We start from the raw sequence: 18,891 nt of genomic DNA, 5'->3' as shown, positions 1-18,891 counted from the left end.
AAAAGAAACTTAAATTTGGGGCAGATAATTATGAAAATAAAATACACATACCTTTTAACCGTAATCATTGCTGTGCTTTATCTCACCTGCACAGCACAGGCCTTTGCCGCCAAAGGTGTTCTGGGGGATGTGCGGATCATCCATGCCTCATCGGGCCCTGCCCACATGGACCCGGCACTGGGGGACCTTGCACATGAGCTTCAAACGGTGTTTAAATACACATCCTATCGCCTTTTAAACAGAAAACCCTTGAATGTGAAGCACCGTCAAGTGGCCCATATATCCCTTCCCGGAAACAGGACCCTGGAAATTTCCCCCACAGGATTTAAAAAAGGACGAATAAAATTCAAAATTAATATTTTAAAACAGAACAGATCCGTTTTTAACACTGAAATTTTATTAAAAAACAACCGCAGCATAACCATTGGCGGCCCAGGATTTAAAAAAGGCTATCTTCTGTTTAATATTTCAGCCACGGCAAGGTAAGACTGTCTTTGTCAAAAAACAGACAGGCCTGCTTTTTTATCCGTTTTCTACATTGATCTTTTCATACATAAAACTGCCGTGCATGGGAAAAACCGCCTTGAATACGAATAAGCTTTTGGGCATCCCGGTATAGTCTTATCCGCCAATGGCTTGATCTGCTTTAAGCTAATAAAAGGAGGGGTGTTATGAACCAATCCAAAAAAAGTGACCGTGGGCAATTGGGTATTGGAGAAAAAATAAATAAACTCAGGGAATCCAGGAATATGCCGCTGTCCTCACTGGCAGCCAAAGCACAAATATCCTCCAGGGTCATGTCCCAGATTGAAACAGGCCAAATTCCCCCGGGGCTTGTCACCCTGGCCAATATTTCCAAGGCACTGAATGTAGGGATGGATTTCTTTTTCACCAAAAAAGCGCCCATGGACACCATGGAACTGACCCGGGTAAATGACAGGATAACAGTGAAGAAAAAATCACATTCAGATCATGGGGATGCCCACTATGATTACCAGGCTCTGTCCTATCGGCTAAAGGACAAAAAAATGGAAACATTTCTGGCCCAGTTCAATGAAAGCCCGGGGATTGCCCCCCTGCCCGTGGCCCATTCCGGAGAGGAATTTTGTTTTTGTCTTAAGGGTGAAATCGACTTTATCACCCATGATAAGACCATTCGTCTAATGCCCGGAGATTCCCTTCATTTTTACTCCCAGACACCCCATGTGTTTAAAAAAGCAAGCCCTGCAACGGCAACGGCGCTGTTCATTCTTTTGCCCGGCACTTAGGGAACCGCAGATGAAATAATTTGAGCAGAACCCCCGTAATTTTTCACCCCACAAGTTCCAGGAGCATATACCACACCAGGGGCAGAAAAACCGCCGGGATCATGCTGCCGATGCGAATCTTTGAATCAGCCACAAAGTTAAACCCGATGGCCATGATCAACACCCCGCCCACAGCGGACATCTGGGCCACCACATCAGGCTGGAGATAGGGTTTTATCACCACGGCTGCCAGGGTAATTGTACCCTGGTATAGCAACACGGGAAAGGCTGAAAACAACACGCCAAGCCCCATGGAAGACCCCAAGATGATGGAAAAAATACCATCCAGGGCGGACTTTGCAAAAAGGGTATGATGATCATTGGCAAGCCCGCTTTCCAGGGCTCCCACGATGCCCATGGAGCCCACACAAAAAAGCAGGGTTGCCGTAACAAAGCCTTTGTAAAAACCCTCGTCATCACCGGCAAATCGTTTTTCCAAAAGCTTTCCCAACATCACCAGCCGATCTTCAATTTTAAGCATTTCACCCAAAAGACTTCCCAGGGCCAGACTGAGAATGATCACCAGCAGGGCATCGGATTTCATGGCCCCCCGGATGCCGATGACCAGAACAGCCAGACTGATGGCATGCACCACGGTTTTATTATACTTCTCCGGAATTCCCCCCCGGCATAAAAGCCCCACAAGGGCACCTGCAATGATGGCCACGGCATTTGCAATATTTCCTATCATCCGCGATAGTCCTTATAGTTAATCCCATATCGGGACGATTTGTAGGAAAATTTACGCACGGTGGTTCCCAAAAGTTCCGCTGCTTTTTTGATATTTCCCCGGGTGTTTTTCAAGGCATCAATAATCATCTCCTTTTCCAGGTTATGAACCGCCGCTTCCAGGGTCATGGGGGCAAGGGTACTGGAAGCCTTTCCTGTCTGAAGACTCGGTGGAAGATGATAGCTGTGGATAGCCCCTTCGTTGCACAAAAGTACGGCCCGTTCAATGCAGTTTTCCAATTCCCGGACATTGCCGGGCCAGTGATATTGCATCATCATGTCAATGGCCGGGGTGGAAAAGCGTTGGATTTTCTTGAAATGCTCCCGGGCATATTTTTCCAGAAAAAAATCGGCAAGGAGCATCACATCGGTGCGGCGCATGCGAAGGCTGGGCAGATAAATGGGAAAAACATTGAGCCGGAAATAAAGATCATCCCGAAAGGTTTTTTCCTCCACCATCTCTTCAAGATTGCTGTTGGTGGCGGCAATGATTCTCACATCACTTTTAATGGTTTTGTATCCCCCCACCCGCTCAAATTCTCTCTCCTGAAGCACCCTTAATAATTTGACCTGAACCCCCGGCTGCATGGTACCGATCTCATCAAGGAAAATGGTACCCTTATTGGCCATTTCAAATTTTCCTTTTTTCTGGGTGGCAGCTCCGGTAAAGGCTCCTTTTTCGTGGCCGAACAGTTCACTTTCAATGAGATTTTCCGGCAGGGCCGCACAATTTATCTTCACAAAGGGATGGCTGTTTCTAAGACTGTTGTAATGGATGGAGTTGGCAATCAACTCCTTGCCGGTGCCGCTTTCCCCCCGGATCAGAACCGTTGCATTGCTCCGGGATACCTGGGAAATCATCTGGAACACTTCTCTCATCTTGTTACTGTTGCCGATGATGTTGGAAAAACTGTATTTATTTTCCAGTTCACCCTTGAGGCGAAGGTTTTCCTCTTTTAAAAATTCCTTTTCCATGTGAAGGGCTTCCAGGTTAATCACATGGCGGGCAATCATGGTGGCCACGACAGAAAGAATCTTTTCTCCTTTTTGCAGGGCATCTTCCCCCTCCAGGGGGGTGTCGGCACTCAGGGCACCCACCACCTTTTTCTCCCGCATCACCGGCACACAGATAAAAGAATAATCTCCGGCAACGCTGACCTTTCTGGAGTCTGTTCTGTCCAAAAACAGAGGTTCCCGGCTGATGCTGGGAACCACCATGGCCTTCCCCGTCTGTATCACCCGACCGGTGATACCCTCCCCCATCTTGTACTTCACATTTTTTGTGGTTCTTTCCGGAATTCCATGGGCAACTTCAATGTGAATTTCCCGTGTCACAGGGTCCAAGAGCGTAATGGCCCCCCGGATGAGATCCAGGGATTCTGCCAAAATAGTCAACACCCGGTACAGGGATCTTTTCATATCCGTGTGCTCGTTCAATGCCTCATGGATTTCATAGAGCAATGAAATTTCTTCAAAGGATTTATTTTTTTCTTTAATATCTGACACGTTGCCGTCCTGATTTTAATAGATCATAAATTTGGGTTTATATCACTTTAGGAGAGACACTGTCCATGTAGAAATTTAAATTCTCCCCCACAACAAAAATGTATATCCATGAACAACAGGACAAGGTGCCGGGAAGATGATAAATACTTTTACAAATCCCCCGAATAGATTTATATATATCCTTAATTATGATAAAATCGTAATACAATACACGGCCACCTGCCCGGAAATCTGTGCCGGTCAAAGGACAAAAAACAACAAATTATGGAAGAAGCAAGAACAATGTCTGCCCTCGAAAAGAAACACCAGAAACTAATGGATGTTTTGCTGGAAATAGCAGAAGCCGTGAACCGAACACGGAATCTCAACGAGCTTTACCAGGCCATTCACACGTCCCTTGGAAAAATTCTCAATGTAGACAATTTTTTCATTGCCATACATCATCCAGATAAAGATACCATCACCTTTCCCTATTATGTGGACCAGCATGACAAAAACATCCATGAAATAAAAGGATTCAGTAATACCGCATCCTTGACCGGCAAGGTTATTCAGGTAGGCAAGCCCCTCCTTTTTGACAAAAAAGACATTTTAAAACATGCCAGAACCATTAAAAAGAAAACCATTGGTACTTTAAGCTGTACATGGCTGGGAGCTCCCCTTAAAATCGGCACCAGGGTCACCGGCGCCGTTGCCGTACAAAGTTACATGGCCAACGTCAGCTACACCAAAAAAGATCTGGACATCCTTGACCTGGTGGCACGGCACATTGCCTTGGCCCTGGAGCGAAAAGAGGCCAGCGATGCCCTCCAGGAGCAGGGTCAGATCCTTGAAAAAATTCTTGAAACATCACCGGTGGGCATTGCCCTTGTGGAAAACAGGACCTTTAAATGGGTCAATCAGGAAATGGTGAAACTCTTTGGGTACCATGGAAAAAATGAGTTTAAAAACCAGAGTCTAAGAATGATCTACCCCAGCAATGAGGCGTTTCTGGAGGCAGGAGAACAGATATACGAACATTTCCCCCGCACAAATAAAATGGAAATAGACCGCGTGCTCATGCGCAAAGACGGCTCCACATTTTCCGGCCATATAAAATTAGGCAGTGCCGATGCCAAAAACCCTGTGGCCTGCCTGATTGCCACATTTTCCGATATTACGGAACGACACCGTGCACAACAGGAAAAAAGCGAAAGAGAGCGCCTCCAGGGGGTCCTGGAGATGGCAGGAGCCGTGTGTCATGAACTCAATCAACCGTTGCAGACATTAATGGGGCATTCTGAATTAATCGCCATGGACCAGGATCCCGACAGCCAGCTTGTCAAAGACATGCACACCATTCAAACCAATGTTTCACGGATCAGTCACATCACCCGGCGGCTGGCAGGCATCACAAAATACAAAACAATGAAATATCCAGGCAGGCTTGAGATTGTAGACATATGGGAATCCAGTGATTGATTACAATACGCCCTGACTACCCCCGCCCCCCACTCCACATGAGCCTTGCCTTTAGAACATTAAAATAATTATCCCGGGACAAAGAAAGCATCTTTACGGGATAAGTTCCTTTTTTAACCACGATTTTATCCCGGGAATCAATGGCCATGCCCTCCTGACCGTCAAAGGTAAGAACAATATCTGACGGATCATCCTCCAGATGCATTTCCACCTGGGCCGTATCAGGGATAATCAAGGGCCGGTTGGTCAAGGTAAAGGGACAGATGGGGGTTAAAATAATCCCCGGTACAACGGGATGAATCACAGGCCCCCCGGCAGCCAGGGAATACGCTGTGGAACCTGTGGGGGTTGCCACGATGAGTCCGTCGGCCTTAAAGGTGGTCAGATAGCTTGAGTCAATGTACACGGCACAGCGGGCAAGGCGGGAAAGGGCACCTTTATTGAGCACCACATCATTTAAAACCCCCACAGAGGCAATTTCTTCTCCCTCCCGGATGACACTCACCTGGAGACGCATGCGTTTTTCAACAACATACTTTCCTTCCAGCACATGGCCCACGGCCTGAAAAAGATGGGCTTCCAATGTTTCAGCCAAAAATCCCACTTCGCCAAATTTGATTCCCATGAGGGGAATATCCCGGCTCCCCACCAGGCGGGCCGCACTTAAAAAAGTACCGTCCCCCCCCAGAACAATAATGCAGAAAGGGTCCTTTCGGGACAATGAGATTTCCGGCCCATCGGCATAAAAAACATCAATGCCCCTTTGCAGAAGCCATTTTTCCAAGGCCACGGCCTTTTTCCTTGCCAGTTCATCTCTTTTAACAAAAAGACCGATACATTTAATTTCCATGGAGGGAGCTCTCTTTTGCTGCATCTATATTCATAATTTTATTAAGCTTTTAATATCTTGTTACATTGCGTAATGGTCTTTTTACTTGCTTCCAGCGTATAGATGCAAGTTTTTTTTATTCCCATTGAACCTTTTCCGGACAATTGGCTGGATCTAATCCCCTGATTTGTCGCGTTTTTCCTTGACTCAACCCTGGTGAATCAGTATAAATCATAGGTTAATTTATTTTTTAAGGTGCCCTTATTATCAACACGTAAATATAGGAGAACCCATGAAAAAATTCGGTAAAGTACTGGCTGTATTGGCTGTATCCCTTTTTGCCCTCACCGGTGCCGCATTGGCCGGAGATACCATTAAACTCGGTGTTGCCGGTGCCCACAGTGGGGATCTGGCATCCTATGGACTTCCGTCGGTGAAGGCTGCAGAACTGGTGGTAAAAAAAATCAACGCCCAGGGCGGTGTCCTTGGCAAACAGGTTGAGCTTCTGGTGGAAGACGATGTGTGTAAACCTGAAGTTGCCGGCAATACTGCCACCAAACTGGTATCCGACGGCGCAGATGTTGTCATGGGCCACATTTGCAGTGGTGCCACCAAATCAGCCCTTGGTATTTACAAAGACTCCGGCATTATTGCCATGTCCCCCTCTGCCACAGGCCCTGGACTCACCCTGAGCGGCGAATACCCCAATTTTTTCAGAACCATTGCCCATGATGCGGCCCAGGCCCAGCTTCAGACAAAATATGCCATGAACGTCCTTAAAGTTAAAAAAATTGCCGTACTCCATGACAAAGGCGATTATGGTAAAGGACAGGCAGAGCTGGCCCAGAAATATTTCACAGAAGCCGGTGCAGATGTGGTTTTATTTGAAGGTGTCACCCCCGGCGCCGTGGACTACTCTGCCATCGTTACCAAAGTCAGAAGCAAAAGACCCGACCTGGTGGTCTGGGGCGGTTATCACCCCGAAGCATCCAAGATTGTCACCCTCATGCGCAAAAAAAGGATGAAAACCCTTTTCATGGGCGGCGACGGTGTAAAAGATGACACTTTCATTAAAGTGGCCGGCAAATACTGCGAAGGCGTTTATGCCACAGGCCCCATGGATATCTCCAAAAATCCCCTGGCTGTTGCTGCAAAAAAAGAACATCAGGACACCTATGGCTCTGATCCCGGTGCTTTTTTTGACAATGCCTATGCCGCAACTCTGGCACTTCTCAACGCCATTGAAAAAGCAGGTTCCACAGATTATGATGCCATCGTAAAAGCCCTTCACACAGAGTATGTGGACACCCCACTTGGTAAAATTAAATTTGATGCCAACGGTGATGCCACTGGTATTGGTTTTTCCGTATACCAGGTGAAAGACGGCACATTTGTGGAACAAAAATAAAAAACCCACAGGGGTGTCCCAAAATTTCCCCATCCATACACACCTGGATTTCAACTTTACAGGTGTTTTTATATGAAATACGCCACAAATCAGGGGGGTATTTCAAGCTTTGTTGTGGGCAAAGCCGAATCAGAATACGGTCTGCCCGTGGCAGTTATATGAAATACTCCGCAGGTCTGTGGAGAATCTCTATCGTTGTTGTGGGCCGGCCGAGGTCAGAATGCAGCCCACCCGTGGCGGTTATTTATTGAATCATCCAGGGGGGACGGATTATTTTTTTGTCCGTCCCCTCTTCTCTTGTCCAGAGAGCCCATCTATTCCGGGACAAGTCAGGCAGAAAAGCAGGATTGATATGGACTTTGAATATTTTGCACAACTCTTTTTAGGCGGCCTCACCCGGGGAAGTATCTATGCCCTCATTGCCCTTGGGTATACCATGGTGTACGGCATCATTGAGCTGATTAACTTTGCCCACGGTGAAATTTACATGATCGGGGCCTTCACCGGCCTTATCATCGCAAGTGTTTTCACCATGCTGGGCTTTCCCACCCTGGCCGTGGTGGTCCTGGCCGGCATGGCAGCCATTGTGTACTCCTGTGCCTACGGGTTCACCATGGAAAAAATTGCCTACAAGCCATTGAGAAACGCCCCCCGGCTCTCGGCTCTGATCTCCGCCATTGGCATGTCTCTGTTTTTACAGAACTATGTCCTCCTGGCCCAGACATCGGACTTTCTTCCCTTTCCCAGCCTGATCCCTGATTTTGAATTCTGGGAGCCCTATGCACATATCCTCACCTCCCCGGAACTGGTTATTATCATCACCACAGTGGTTGTGATGATCCTGCTCACCTTTCTGATCAAATTCACCCAGATCGGCAAAGCCATGCGGGCCACCTCCCAGGACAAAATGATGGCGGCGCTCCTTGGCATCAATGTGGACCGGGTTATCTCCGTCACCTTTATCGTGGGCTCAGCCACTGCTGCCATCGGCGGCATTCTCATTGCATCCCACATTGGGCAGATTAACTTTTACATGGGATTCATTGCCGGTATCAAAGCATTTGTTGCCGCCGTACTGGGTGGCATCGGGAGTATTCCGGGTGCCGTGTTGGGCGCTCTGGTGTTAGGGTGGACGGAAAGTTTTTTCACAGGGTATATCTCCAGCGACTATGAAGACGTATTTGCCTTTTTGTTTCTTGTGGTGATTCTGATTTTCAGGCCCTCGGGAATCCTGGGCAGGGCAGAAACCAAGAAGGTATAACAATATACGGATTGTAACTATGACAGCAAAAGATGAAATCAAAAAATCGTTTCTGGCCTCCATATGGTTCATGTTTCTCACCTTTCCCCTCATGGTGATCAAGGTAAATACGGTCACCGACACTGTGGAGTGGCGATGGCATAACATGGTCCTGGTGGGCATTGGGGCATTTTTCCTCTCCATGCTCTGGCGGTACCTTCTAAAACGCCAGGCCGACGGCAGTAAGAAAGAAAAAAAAGAAGGCCCGGGCATCATACAGAGACTGCTGCAGAAAAAAGAACTCACCCTGCCGGGCATCATTATCATTGGATGTTTTACCCTGCTTTTTCCCCATATATTTTCCATGTACCAGACCAATATCATGATATCGGCCCTGATCTATGTCATGCTGGGACTGGGGTTGAACATCGTCATCGGCCTTGCCGGACTTCTGGATCTTGGATATGTGGCATTTTTTGCCGTGGGTGCTTACTCCTATGCCCTTTTGAACCTCCATTACGGTGTGGTGTTCTGGATTGCCCTGCCCCTGGGGGGGCTTCTGGCAGCCCTTTTTGGTATCATTCTGGGCTACCCTGTGCTGCGACTCCGGGGGGATTATCTGGCCATTGTGACATTGGGTTTTGGTGAAATCATCCGCCTGGTACTGGAAAACTGGAACGAATTTTCCTTTGGACCCAGCGGCATTGCCAATATTCCCAAACCGGGACTTCCCGGCACGGATCTTTCCCTGCAAGGCTCCACCATTTTTATTTTTTACATCATCGTGGCTTTGGTTATTTTCACCATTTTTGTCATCAATCGCCTGGAAAACTCCAGAATAGGCAGGGCATGGATCGCCTTGAAAGACGATGAAATTGCCTGCCAGTCCATGGGCATCAACAAGGCAAAAACCAAACTTAGGGCCTTTGCCCTGGGGGCTACATGGGCGGGCATGGGCGGGGTGGTATTTGCCGCCAAGACCACTTTCATCAACCCGGCCAGCTTTACCATCTGGGAATCGGTGATCATCCTTTGCACTGTGGTGCTGGGGGGAATGGGCTCCATTGCCGGTGTTATATCCGGTGCCCTGCTTCTTATTCTTTTGCCCGAGTACCTCAGGGATTTCGGACAATTTCGCATGATAACCTTTGGTGCTGTGCTGGTACTCATGATGGTATTTCGTCCCGGCGGTATGATTGAAAACGTGAGAAAAACCTATAAGTTTGAGAAAAACTAACCTTATCCCCCAACAGACTCTTTATGAAACCAATTCTTGAAGTAAAAAATATGACCATGGATTTTGGCGGGCTTCGGGCCATTGATAGCCTGGATCTTTACATCAATAAAGGGGAAATTGTTGCCCTCATCGGCCCCAACGGTGCCGGAAAGACCACATTTTTCAACTGTATCACCGGCATATACACCCCCACATCCGGAGATGTCCTCATCAATCCCCAGGGAAAACAAGAGCGCATCAACGGACTAAAAACCAATATTGTTACCCGGAAAGGCCTGGCCAGAACCTTTCAGAATATCCGGCTTTTTACCTCCATGACCGTGCTGGAAAATGTCATGGTGGGGTGCCATGCCGTGACCCACACCGGGGTAATGGGAGCCATTTTCCGGGGCAAATCCACCTTGGCTGAAGAGAAATTCATTGTGGAAAAAAGCTATGAAATTCTTAAAAAAATCGGCCTGGAAAAATATGTGGATGAATTGGCCGTCAACCTGCCCTACGGGGCCCAACGCCTGCTTGAAATTGCCCGGGCCATGGCCACAGACCCCTTTCTCCTGTTATTGGATGAACCTGCTGCCGGCATGAATCCCCAGGAAACTGCGGAACTGGATGAGTTAATTCTAAAAATCCGGGATAACGAAGGGATCTCCATCCTGCTCATTGAGCATGACATGAAACTTGTCATGAGTCTGTCCGAGCGTATCTATGTGGTGGATTACGGCAAAAAAATCGGAGAAGGCGTTCCCGAAGAAATCCGGAACAACCCCGTGGTGATCAAAGCTTATCTGGGGGAGGAAATCGATGCTTAAACTGAGAAATATTGAAACCTTTTATGGTAATATCCAGGCCCTTAAAAATATCAATATGGATGTTAAAGAGGGGGAGATCATCACCCTCATCGGAGCCAACGGTGCCGGAAAATCCACCACCCTCATGACCATCTGCGGTGTGACCAAAGCCCGCCGGGGGGAAGTCCACTTCCAGGGACAGCCCATCCATGGAATGACCCCGGATAAAATTGTTGCCCTTGGCATCAACCAGGTACCCGAAGGCCGCCATATTTTCCCATACCTCACGGTGATGGAAAACCTTGACATGGGGACCTTTCTTCGAAAAGACACTGAAAATATCAAAAAAGACCTGGAGTATATCTTTGATCTTTTCCCCCGCCTTGCCGAACGACGGCACCAGGCAGGCGGAACCTTAAGTGGTGGAGAACAACAGATGCTGGCCATATCCCGGGCCATCATGACACGGCCCAAATTACTGCTGTTGGATGAACCCTCCCTGGGACTTGCCCCCATCATAGTGAAGCAGATTTTTGATATTATCAAAAAAATCAACAAAGAAAACAATACCACCATTTTTCTGGTGGAACAAAATGCCAACCTTGCCTTGAAAATTGCCCACCGGGGGTATGTCATGGAAACAGGATCCATCACCATGAGCGACACCGGAGAAAATCTTTTATCCAATGAAGATGTTAAAAAGGCATATCTGGGGATCTGATACATGCGTCAAAAAATAATGGACAGCATAAAAAACGGTCTTAAAAGGGGCATGAGCGGTTATCTGTGGCTGCTGAAAATTTTGGTTCCCATCTCTTTGGGAACGGCCCTGCTGGTGTATTCCGGATGGCTCTACTCCCTGGACTTTCTTATCCAGCCGGCCATGGGGCTGCTCCATTTACCGGCATCGGCGGCCCTGCCCCTTATCATTGGCCTGTTCACCGGTATTTACGGTGCCATCGGTGCCATGGCTGCCCTGCCCCTGACATTGGACCAGATGACCTTGATTGCCATTTTTCTACTCATCTCCCACAACATCATCCAGGAAAGTATTGTCCAGGGACAATCGGGATTTAACCCGGTTGCGGCAGCCTGTTTTAGGCTGATCATGTCCATTTTGGTCACCGTTATTGCCGCCTTTTTCATGGATGTTGCCCCACCCGGAATGCCGGGTGCCACAGCGGCTCAAAACACCGCTGCGGTCTCCCTGGGTAGCATGCTGTCTGGCTGGACATGGGACATGGCAGGCCTTGGCCTTCAAATTTTCTTAATTATCATGCCTTTGATGGTGGTGATGGAACTGATGAAAACCTTTCATCTGATTCAGCACCTTGTCAAGGCCATTTCCCCAATCCTTTCCCTCATGGGCTTGGGTCGATCCACCGGGGTTCTGTGGCTCACCGCAGCCATATTCGGCCTGACCTATGGTGCGGCGGTGATTGTGGAAGAAACCAGGGAAAACACCTTTGACCGGGATGATCTGAACCGACTTCACCTTTCCATCGGCATCAACCATGCCATGATTGAAGATCCGGCTTTGTTTCTTCCATTGGGAATTTTTCCTTTCTGGCTCTGGGTCCCCCGGCTTGTGGCAGCCATCATGGCCATCTATCTGCTTCATATTGTGAACTTTATCAGGAAATTTCATGCTCAGCGAACTGGCCATAAAAAATTTTGCAATCATTGATGACCTGAAAATATCCTTTTCCCGGGGACTTTCAGTGCTCACCGGTGAAACCGGTGCTGGCAAATCCATTATCATTGAAGCGGTGAACCTGCTTCTGGGGGGACGGGCATCGGCAGATCTTGTTCGCACCGGCGAAAAAAGTGCCCATCTGGAAGCTTTTTTTGATATCTCCCTGGACAGTCCCGCCGCCACTGTTTTAAAATCCCAGGGACTGGACCCGTCAGAGGGCCTGATCATCCGCAGAATCATCAATGCCAATGGAAGACACCGAATCTTCATCAACTCCACCCAGAGCACCATACAGCTTTTAAAACAGGTCACTGGCAATCTGGCATCCATCTCCAGCCAGCATGCCCACCAGGGACTTTTAAAAGAAGACAACCACCTGGACATCCTGGATCATTTTGCAGGCATATGGCCCCTGCGAAATAAAGTAAAAGCCACCTGGAACGAGCTTATGCCCCTGATCCGGGAACTTGAACATCTCAAAGCAACCATTACAAAACGCACAGAGGATAATCAACTTCTTAAATTTCAAATTGATGAAATTGATCAAGCCAATATTTCTCCCAAAGAAGATATCCTTTTGGAAACACAAAAAAAACGTCTGAAAAGCGGTTCAGAAATTTTCACCTGCCTTAAAACCGGGATAAATCATATTTACACCGGTGAAGATACCATTCTGGAAAAACTTGATACCATTAAAACCGGCCTTGAAAAATATACCCCCCTGGATACAAATATTGCCCAAGTGGCAGAAAAACTATCCAGAACAATGCTTGAACTGGAAGATATCACCGATGAAATGCGGCACATATCCACCGGTATCGACCTTGATCCCGCCACTTTGGAAGAGACTGAAGCAAGGCTTGATCTCATACAAAAACTAAAGCGAAAATACGGCCAGACCAGCCTGGAAGATCTTTTGACATTTTACGGAGAATTAAAGGAAAAAATTTCCGGATCGGAACATATGGCTGAAAAAATAGAGGCCATGGGAGAACAATGCCGGGCGCTGTCCCAATCGTTGGGTAAAATGGCCCTGGATCTGTCAAAAAAACGAAAAAAAGCGGCAATAAAGCTGGCAAAACTGGCAGAAAATGAACTAAAAACCCTTGAAATGAATCAAATTCGATTCACCATTGTCGTGAATCACTCCCCTTTATCAAGGCCGGAAAAACAGCCCAAAGACCTTTTTTCCATTAACGGCATGAAAATCACGGACACCGGCATGGACAAGGTCTCTTTTCTCATGGCACCCAATCCCGGAGAAAAGCCCCGGCCCCTGGCGCGCATTGCATCCGGCGGAGAGCTTTCCCGGGTGGTTCTGGCCCTTAAGGCCATCCTTTCCCACACCGACGACCTTGGCACCCTGGTATTTGATGAAGTGGATTCCGGAATTGGTGGAAAAACATCGGACAAGGTGGGGATAAAGCTAAAAGCCCTGGCGGAAAAATATCAGGTGATCTGCATCACCCATCTTGCCCAGATTGCAAAATACGGTAAAACCCATTATAAAATTGAAAAACAGGTGATCAATGAACGCACGGCCACCCATATCACTCCCCTGACCCAAAAAAAGGACCGGATCCACGAAATTGCCCGGATGATGGGGGGAAGCACAATATCCCAGGCTACCCTGGATCATGCTGCCGAATTATTAGATTCTAATCTCTGAGTTTTATGTTATTTGTAAGAGAATCAGATTTTTTTGCCTGGATGCTTCACCCTTAGAGACATAGAAACAACGACAGTTCATTCCATGACTTTACAATTGGATTATAAAGAAGCATAGACACACCTAATATTGTTTCGTTTTTTACAATTAACTCAACTTTCGGGCTTCATTTCAAAGCCAGCATTTTTAAATGTACCGATGGGCTCAGTGTGCCGACGGGGTCAGGCTTTTGTTATTGATGTTATCGACCAAGGCCTTTGCCAACGAAAAAAGCCTCGATAATGTCAATAACGAAAGCCTGACCCCACCACGAAATGCGAACACCGAAAGTTGAGTTAATATAGAAAAAATCCAGACAAATATTTGTAGATTATGGTTTCTTTAGTTTGATTTTGCTGACGATGAATGAAGTGCAATTAATTAAATTTGCAAAACAATTAAATTCACGATATGATTAATTTGTAATTCTATTGCATACATTTTGCAATTCAAATTTTTAATGACAAGTAAGGTGTATGGCCATGTACAAAATATTATCAAAGCCTTATATACTTATCACTTTAAGCATCACCACCCTTTTTTTTATTGTGTTTCTACTTTACATGATGGAAACTGGTGAGAGCAAAGAATTATATACCAATGGCCCTGGTTATGTTCTTTATAAAGATGCAGTCAGCTCCACCCAAAACCGAGAAAACCATGCTGCCCGAACCATGCCCATTGGAACCATTACCATGGACAATAAGGTTCAACCAGTGGCCATGCTTTCCCGCACTGATAAAAAAATAAACTTTTCAAAAATAAGATGCCTTAAAGATATCCAAAGAACCTTTGTCCAAATAAACAAATTGGGGACCTACCCATTGGATGCCAACCTGGAAATGTTGAACAAAAATCCAAATCTTCTGGAAGATTTCGGAAAACAATGGGGCCGCCCTGTTCCTGACACAGTATTAAATCTTTTTAGAAAATTCATTCCCGACTTCAAAATATGGGTAGCTGCGTCACCATCGAAGAAAAACCTCCCCCAAAAAACCACCATATCTGGAAAATTCAAAATCTCTTTTGGCACACTCTCCCAGAGCACTTATCTATACTTTCTTCCCTTTAAACATGGTGGATCCCTTGGTCCTATAAAGTATATGGGAAAGAGGGAGCCAGCACTCTTTGTAAACAATGGCCAACACAGCTGGGTACTACCCTATATTTGCGGGAATGGTCCAGCAGAAGTGATTCTGCCCTGCTATTCCACTCCCGAAAACACCAATCCACTTGAAAACAGTGCCATGGTTAATAAAAATAGAGCGCTTGCTGTGCACAACCCCAATCCCACCTACCTAAAGCACCTTCCCAAAACATACCCAGAAAAAAACACTGAATTTGTGGACAAAAATTATTCCACAACCACACAGGAACCGATCACCTGGTCCCTTGATGGCAATGGCGGCGACTCCAGCGGATATTCGTCAAAATTCCCCTCAGCCGATGATGACTATTCAACAAATGTGTTACCGGATTTACCACCTTTTCCAATTGGAATCGACGTTAAGCCAGCAGGTACAGATGACAATATACCTCCCATACCTGAACCTGCTACATGGCTCACAATGCTACTTGGGCTGCTATTTCTTAAATTACGCAAAAAATAATTACAACACAAAGGGTCAAAGGAGATAACAGCCTTACAAAATCGCCTTCATGGCACCCATATGAGAGCGCAATTCTTTTCCGATGATTTCAACACCGGTGGAATCAATGGCCCCATTGACCTTGATCAGCTGTATATTGTCAACGCCATTTTCTCTGAGATCCAACCCCTTCCCAATGACATCCACATCAATACCTTTCATAAAATCCTGAAGCAGGGGCACGGCGGCATGGGCAAAAAGATAACAGCCATACTCTGCGGTATCAGAGATAACCACATTCATCTCATAGAGTTTTCTTCTGGCAATGGTGTTGGCAATCAGGGGGACCTCATGGAGGGATTCATAGTAGGAAGATTCCGCTTTGATTCCTGCTGCCACCATGGTATCAAAGGCCATCTCCACCCCGGCCTTGACCATGGCAACCATGAGAATTCCATTATCAAAAAATTCTTGTTCCGGGATCTCATCCTCGGTACATTGGGATTTTTCAAAGGCGGTTTCTGCGGTTTCTGCCCGCCATTTCAGAAGATTAACGTCATTATTGGCCCAGTCTTCCATCATGGTACTGGAAAAATGGCCGGACATGATATCATCCATGTGCTTATTAAACAGCGGCTGGAGGATGGCTTTAAGTTCTTCTGCCAGTTCAAAGGCTTTGATTTTGGCCGGATTGGACAACCGGTCCATCATATTGGTGATACCGCCATGCTTTAATGCTTCGGTGACGGTTTCCCATCCATATTGAATCAATTTTGATGCATAACCGGCATCCATGCCTTTTTCCATCATTTTGTCATAGCACAGCAAAGATCCCACCTGGAGCATGCCGCAAAGGATGGTCTGCTCTCCCATGAGATCGGATTTCACCTCGGCAATAAAGGAAGACTTTAACACGCCCGCCCGGTGTCCACCGGTGCCGGCCGCATAGGCCTTGGCCATGTCCCAGCCGTATCCGTCGGGATCATTTTCCCGGTGAACCGCAATGAGGGTGGGCACACCAAAACCGCGTTTATACTCTTCCCTGACCTCGGTACCCGGAGATTTCGGGGCCACCATGATCACGGTGAGATCTTCCCGGATCTTCATGCCTTCTTCCACAATATTAAACCCATGGCAATAGGCAAGGCAGGCCCCCTGTTTCATCAACGGCATCACAGCAGACACCACCGGCGTGTGTTGCTTGTCCGGGGTAAGATTAATCACCAGATCTGCAGTGGGGATCATATCTTCATAAATGCCCACGCTAAACCCGTTTTCTGCAGCATTTTTATAAGACTGCCTTTTTTCTTCAATGGCGGCGGACCTCAGGGCATAGGAGACATCCAGACCACTGTCCCTCAAATTCAATCCTTGGTGAAGTCCCTGGGCACCACATCCCACAATGACAATTTTCTTCCCTTTAAGGGCCGCCACTCCATCAAATTCAGAATAATCCATGAATCGGCATTGTCCCAGTTCTTCCAGCTGTAGTCTAAGGGGTAAGGAATTAAAATAATTTTGTCCCATATTGTTTCTCCAGATTAGATTGTTTGTGTTTCTATATGATGGAATCCATCAAACTCCATTTTTATTATTGCGTCAAGTGAATTATTTGATATACTGTATTGCAATTTTCAAAACAATATAACATACATGGCTGTAACCAGCAGCCACAACGAATAGTGAAAATGCTATCCTGCCGCCTCCCCGAGGGGCAATGGGCCGCTCAATTGGCCGCTTCCTATTACCCGTCAGGGGGGGCTCTGCTGGGGTAGACCCGGAGTCTGCATTGTATATAAACTGCCACAGGCAGACCTTATTCTGATCTCGGTCTGCCCACAACAAAGCCTGAAATACGCCCTGATTTGTGGAGTATTTCATATAACCGCCACGGGCGGACCGTATTCTGATTCGGTTCCGCCCACAACGAAGCTTGAAATACGCCTCTGATTGGCGGAGTATTTCATATAAAAAATTCGGAAAATGTATATGGATATTCGAGAACTTCAAACATTCAGGCATCTGGCACATTCCCTTCATTTTGGAAAAACCAGCCGGGCCTGTCATATGACTCCGTCGGCCCTGACCCGGATGATCCAGCGCATGGAAAACAGAGTGGGCCAATCTCTTTTTACCCGGGATAACCGATCTGTAACACTCACCTGTGCCGGAAAAGCACTCCTTGGATATGCTGAAGATGTCTCCCGGCGCTGGGTTGAATTTCAAAATGATTTGTCCGCCATCCAGGGACTGGTGGGAAAACTATCCATCTACGGCTCTGTCACCGCTGTGTACGGCATCTTATCCAGCATTTTATTTGAGTTCAGACGGATGCATCCCGCAGTGCAGATCAACCTGGAAACCGGGGATGCCGCCAAAGCATTGACCAAACTATGGAATGAAGAGGTGGATATCTCCATTGCGGCCCTGCCGGGAAAGATGCCCCAGGATCTTGCATACATGAAAGTCACTGAAACCCCTTTGGTGTTCATTGCCCCTTCAAAATTCCCAAACACCGTTATATACTCCGGAAGTACCGTCAATTGGGAAAAAACCCCCCTGATCATGCCGGATCAGGGACTGAGCAGGCAACAACTGGATCAATGGCTCAACAGAGAAGAAATCCGTGCCAACATCTATGCCCAGGTGGCAGGTAACGAAGCCATCATTGCCATGGTCAGTCTGGGGTGCGGGGTGGCTGTGGTTCCTCAGCTGGTGCTGGAAAAAAGTCCGCTTTATAATGAGGTTAAAATTTTGAAAAACACCCCCGCCTTGACCCCATTTTCCATTGGTATCTGTGCCTTGAAAAAAAACATTTCCAACCCGAAAATCAAGGCACTGTGGGGTATTGCGGCAAACTTAGGTTAAAATTCAGCGATGGCTCATCAGCAAATTACAAGCCACAACAAAAATTAACCCCATTCATCAAAGAGGCCAACAATGCCGGTTCTAAATTTCAAGCTTACAAATAAAGACAAGGTGACCCTGGAAATCAGTGAACCCCAAAAACTTGGCAAGCTGCTGCCCGTTGCCGCCCAAAAAGCCGGAATAAAACTGGGCGGTTTTATTGCCATCAAAAATGGAAAGGTGATTACACGGGAACATTTAGTTGAAAACGGTGATGAAATTAATATCTTCCCTGCCATTTCAGGGGGATAAAAAAACTTCGCAATCATAAACATGAAAAATGCCCCCCAAAAACCATTTTTTTGTATCACATATACTTTTTTCATGTCACAATATCGAAAAAGCAGGCATTGAATCGGTATGGTACATCTTTTTTATTCGTTATGTTCGTCCGGGCATATATTCTTCTATATAACCGCCACGGGCGGACCGTATTCGGATCCGGTTCTGCCCACAACAAAGCTTGAAATACACTCCCGGTTTGCG

General features: G+C 46.9%; 18 protein-coding genes. 13 read left to right on the top strand and 5 right to left on the bottom strand.

Translation table 11 applies throughout. The features are described 5' to 3' along the window. The first annotated feature begins 30 nt into the window (after positions 1 to 30). Both B9A32_RS04935 and B9A32_RS04930 read left to right on the top strand, forming a co-directional pair. Complete coding sequence (locus B9A32_RS04935) at positions 31 to 486, top strand: hypothetical protein (protein WP_084067279.1); 456 nt, start codon at positions 31 to 33, stop codon at positions 484 to 486. 185 nt (positions 487 to 671) lie between these two features. Beyond that, a complete protein-coding gene (locus tag B9A32_RS04930) occupies positions 672 to 1,268 on the top strand; it encodes a helix-turn-helix domain-containing protein (RefSeq protein ID WP_084067278.1) in 597 nt (198 codons plus the stop codon). Between the two features lie 43 nt (positions 1,269 to 1,311). Here B9A32_RS04930 and B9A32_RS04925 read toward each other — a convergent pair whose 3' ends face one another. Both B9A32_RS04925 and B9A32_RS04920 read right to left on the bottom strand, forming a co-directional pair. After that, positions 1,312 to 1,998, bottom strand: a complete 687-nt coding sequence (locus tag B9A32_RS04925) for a DUF554 domain-containing protein (RefSeq protein WP_084067277.1) — start codon at positions 1,996 to 1,998, stop codon at positions 1,312 to 1,314. Further along, positions 1,995 to 3,542, bottom strand: a complete 1,548-nt coding sequence (locus B9A32_RS04920) for a sigma-54-dependent Fis family transcriptional regulator (protein WP_408607024.1) — start codon at positions 3,540 to 3,542, stop codon at positions 1,995 to 1,997. The genes B9A32_RS04925 and B9A32_RS04920 overlap by 4 nt, the downstream gene beginning before the upstream one ends. Before the next feature lie 282 nt (positions 3,543 to 3,824). Here B9A32_RS04920 and B9A32_RS04915 point away from each other — a divergent pair, with 282 nt between their 5' ends. Beyond that, positions 3,825 to 5,003 (top strand): PAS domain S-box protein, encoded by a 1,179-nt coding sequence (locus tag B9A32_RS04915; protein ID WP_212637752.1) that lies wholly within the window; start codon positions 3,825 to 3,827, stop codon positions 5,001 to 5,003. A gap of 16 nt (positions 5,004 to 5,019) precedes the next feature. Here B9A32_RS04915 and B9A32_RS04910 read toward each other — a convergent pair whose 3' ends face one another. After that, positions 5,020 to 5,853: an NAD(+)/NADH kinase gene (locus B9A32_RS04910; RefSeq protein ID WP_084067275.1), complete on the bottom strand. Its 834-nt coding sequence runs from the start codon at positions 5,851 to 5,853 to the stop codon at positions 5,020 to 5,022. Positions 5,854 to 6,124: 271 nt separating this feature from the next. Here B9A32_RS04910 and B9A32_RS04905 point away from each other — a divergent pair, with 271 nt between their 5' ends. The 8 genes from B9A32_RS04905 (at position 6,125) to B9A32_RS04870 (ending at position 15,519) form a co-directional block, all read left to right on the top strand. Continuing rightward, positions 6,125 to 7,240 (top strand): branched-chain amino acid ABC transporter substrate-binding protein, encoded by a 1,116-nt coding sequence (locus B9A32_RS04905; protein ID WP_084067274.1) that lies wholly within the window; start codon positions 6,125 to 6,127, stop codon positions 7,238 to 7,240. Between the two features lie 352 nt (positions 7,241 to 7,592). Next, positions 7,593 to 8,501, top strand: coding sequence for a branched-chain amino acid ABC transporter permease (locus B9A32_RS04900; RefSeq protein WP_084067273.1), 909 nt, complete (start codon positions 7,593 to 7,595; stop codon positions 8,499 to 8,501). 19 nt (positions 8,502 to 8,520) lie between these two features. Continuing rightward, positions 8,521 to 9,717, top strand: a complete 1,197-nt coding sequence (locus B9A32_RS04895; protein WP_084067272.1) for an ABC transporter permease subunit — start codon at positions 8,521 to 8,523, stop codon at positions 9,715 to 9,717. 23 nt (positions 9,718 to 9,740) lie between these two features. After that, entirely contained in the window at positions 9,741 to 10,526 is a 786-nt protein-coding gene (locus B9A32_RS04890) for an ABC transporter ATP-binding protein (RefSeq protein ID WP_084067271.1), read from the top strand. Further along, positions 10,519 to 11,226, top strand: a complete 708-nt coding sequence (locus B9A32_RS04885; protein WP_084067270.1) for an ABC transporter ATP-binding protein — start codon at positions 10,519 to 10,521, stop codon at positions 11,224 to 11,226. The genes B9A32_RS04890 and B9A32_RS04885 overlap by 8 nt, the downstream gene beginning before the upstream one ends. 3 nt (positions 11,227 to 11,229) lie before the next feature. Next, on the top strand, positions 11,230 to 12,192 hold the full coding sequence (locus tag B9A32_RS04880) for an iron transporter (protein WP_084067269.1): 963 nt from the start codon (positions 11,230 to 11,232) through the stop codon (positions 12,190 to 12,192). After that, positions 12,152 to 13,870 (top strand): DNA repair protein RecN, encoded by a 1,719-nt coding sequence (gene recN, locus B9A32_RS04875; protein ID WP_084067268.1) that lies wholly within the window; start codon positions 12,152 to 12,154, stop codon positions 13,868 to 13,870. Before B9A32_RS04880 ends, recN begins: the two co-directional genes overlap by 41 nt. A gap of 521 nt (positions 13,871 to 14,391) precedes the next feature. After that, on the top strand, positions 14,392 to 15,519 hold the full coding sequence (locus tag B9A32_RS04870) for a PEP-CTERM sorting domain-containing protein (protein ID WP_084067267.1): 1,128 nt from the start codon (positions 14,392 to 14,394) through the stop codon (positions 15,517 to 15,519). Between the two features lie 33 nt (positions 15,520 to 15,552). On the opposite strand, the gene ilvC is transcribed toward B9A32_RS04870, so the two are convergent. Both ilvC and B9A32_RS21545 read right to left on the bottom strand, forming a co-directional pair. Next, complete coding sequence (ilvC, locus tag B9A32_RS04865; RefSeq protein WP_084067266.1) at positions 15,553 to 17,025, bottom strand: ketol-acid reductoisomerase; 1,473 nt, start codon at positions 17,023 to 17,025, stop codon at positions 15,553 to 15,555. Positions 17,026 to 17,106: 81 nt separating this feature from the next. Then, entirely contained in the window at positions 17,107 to 17,379 is a 273-nt protein-coding gene (locus tag B9A32_RS21545) for a hypothetical protein (RefSeq protein ID WP_212637750.1), read from the bottom strand. 108 nt (positions 17,380 to 17,487) lie between these two features. Between B9A32_RS21545 and ilvY the strand changes: the two genes are divergently transcribed. Together ilvY and B9A32_RS04850 are read left to right on the top strand one after the other, a co-directional pair. Beyond that, the gene (ilvY, locus tag B9A32_RS04855) at positions 17,488 to 18,366 is read left to right on the top strand and encodes an HTH-type transcriptional activator IlvY (RefSeq protein ID WP_084067264.1); all 879 of its coding nucleotides are present in this window, start codon (positions 17,488 to 17,490) and stop codon (positions 18,364 to 18,366) included. Positions 18,367 to 18,438: 72 nt separating this feature from the next. Further along, positions 18,439 to 18,657, top strand: a complete 219-nt coding sequence (locus tag B9A32_RS04850; protein ID WP_084067263.1) for a MoaD/ThiS family protein — start codon at positions 18,439 to 18,441, stop codon at positions 18,655 to 18,657. Positions 18,658 to 18,891 lie beyond the last annotated feature (234 nt).

This window comes from Desulfocicer vacuolatum DSM 3385, assembly GCF_900176365.1.
GTDB lineage: Bacteria > Desulfobacterota > Desulfobacteria > Desulfobacterales > Desulfobacteraceae > Desulfocicer > Desulfocicer vacuolatum.
Note: the sequence above shows the minus strand (reverse complement) of the source record. Positions and strands in the feature narration are given on the sequence as shown.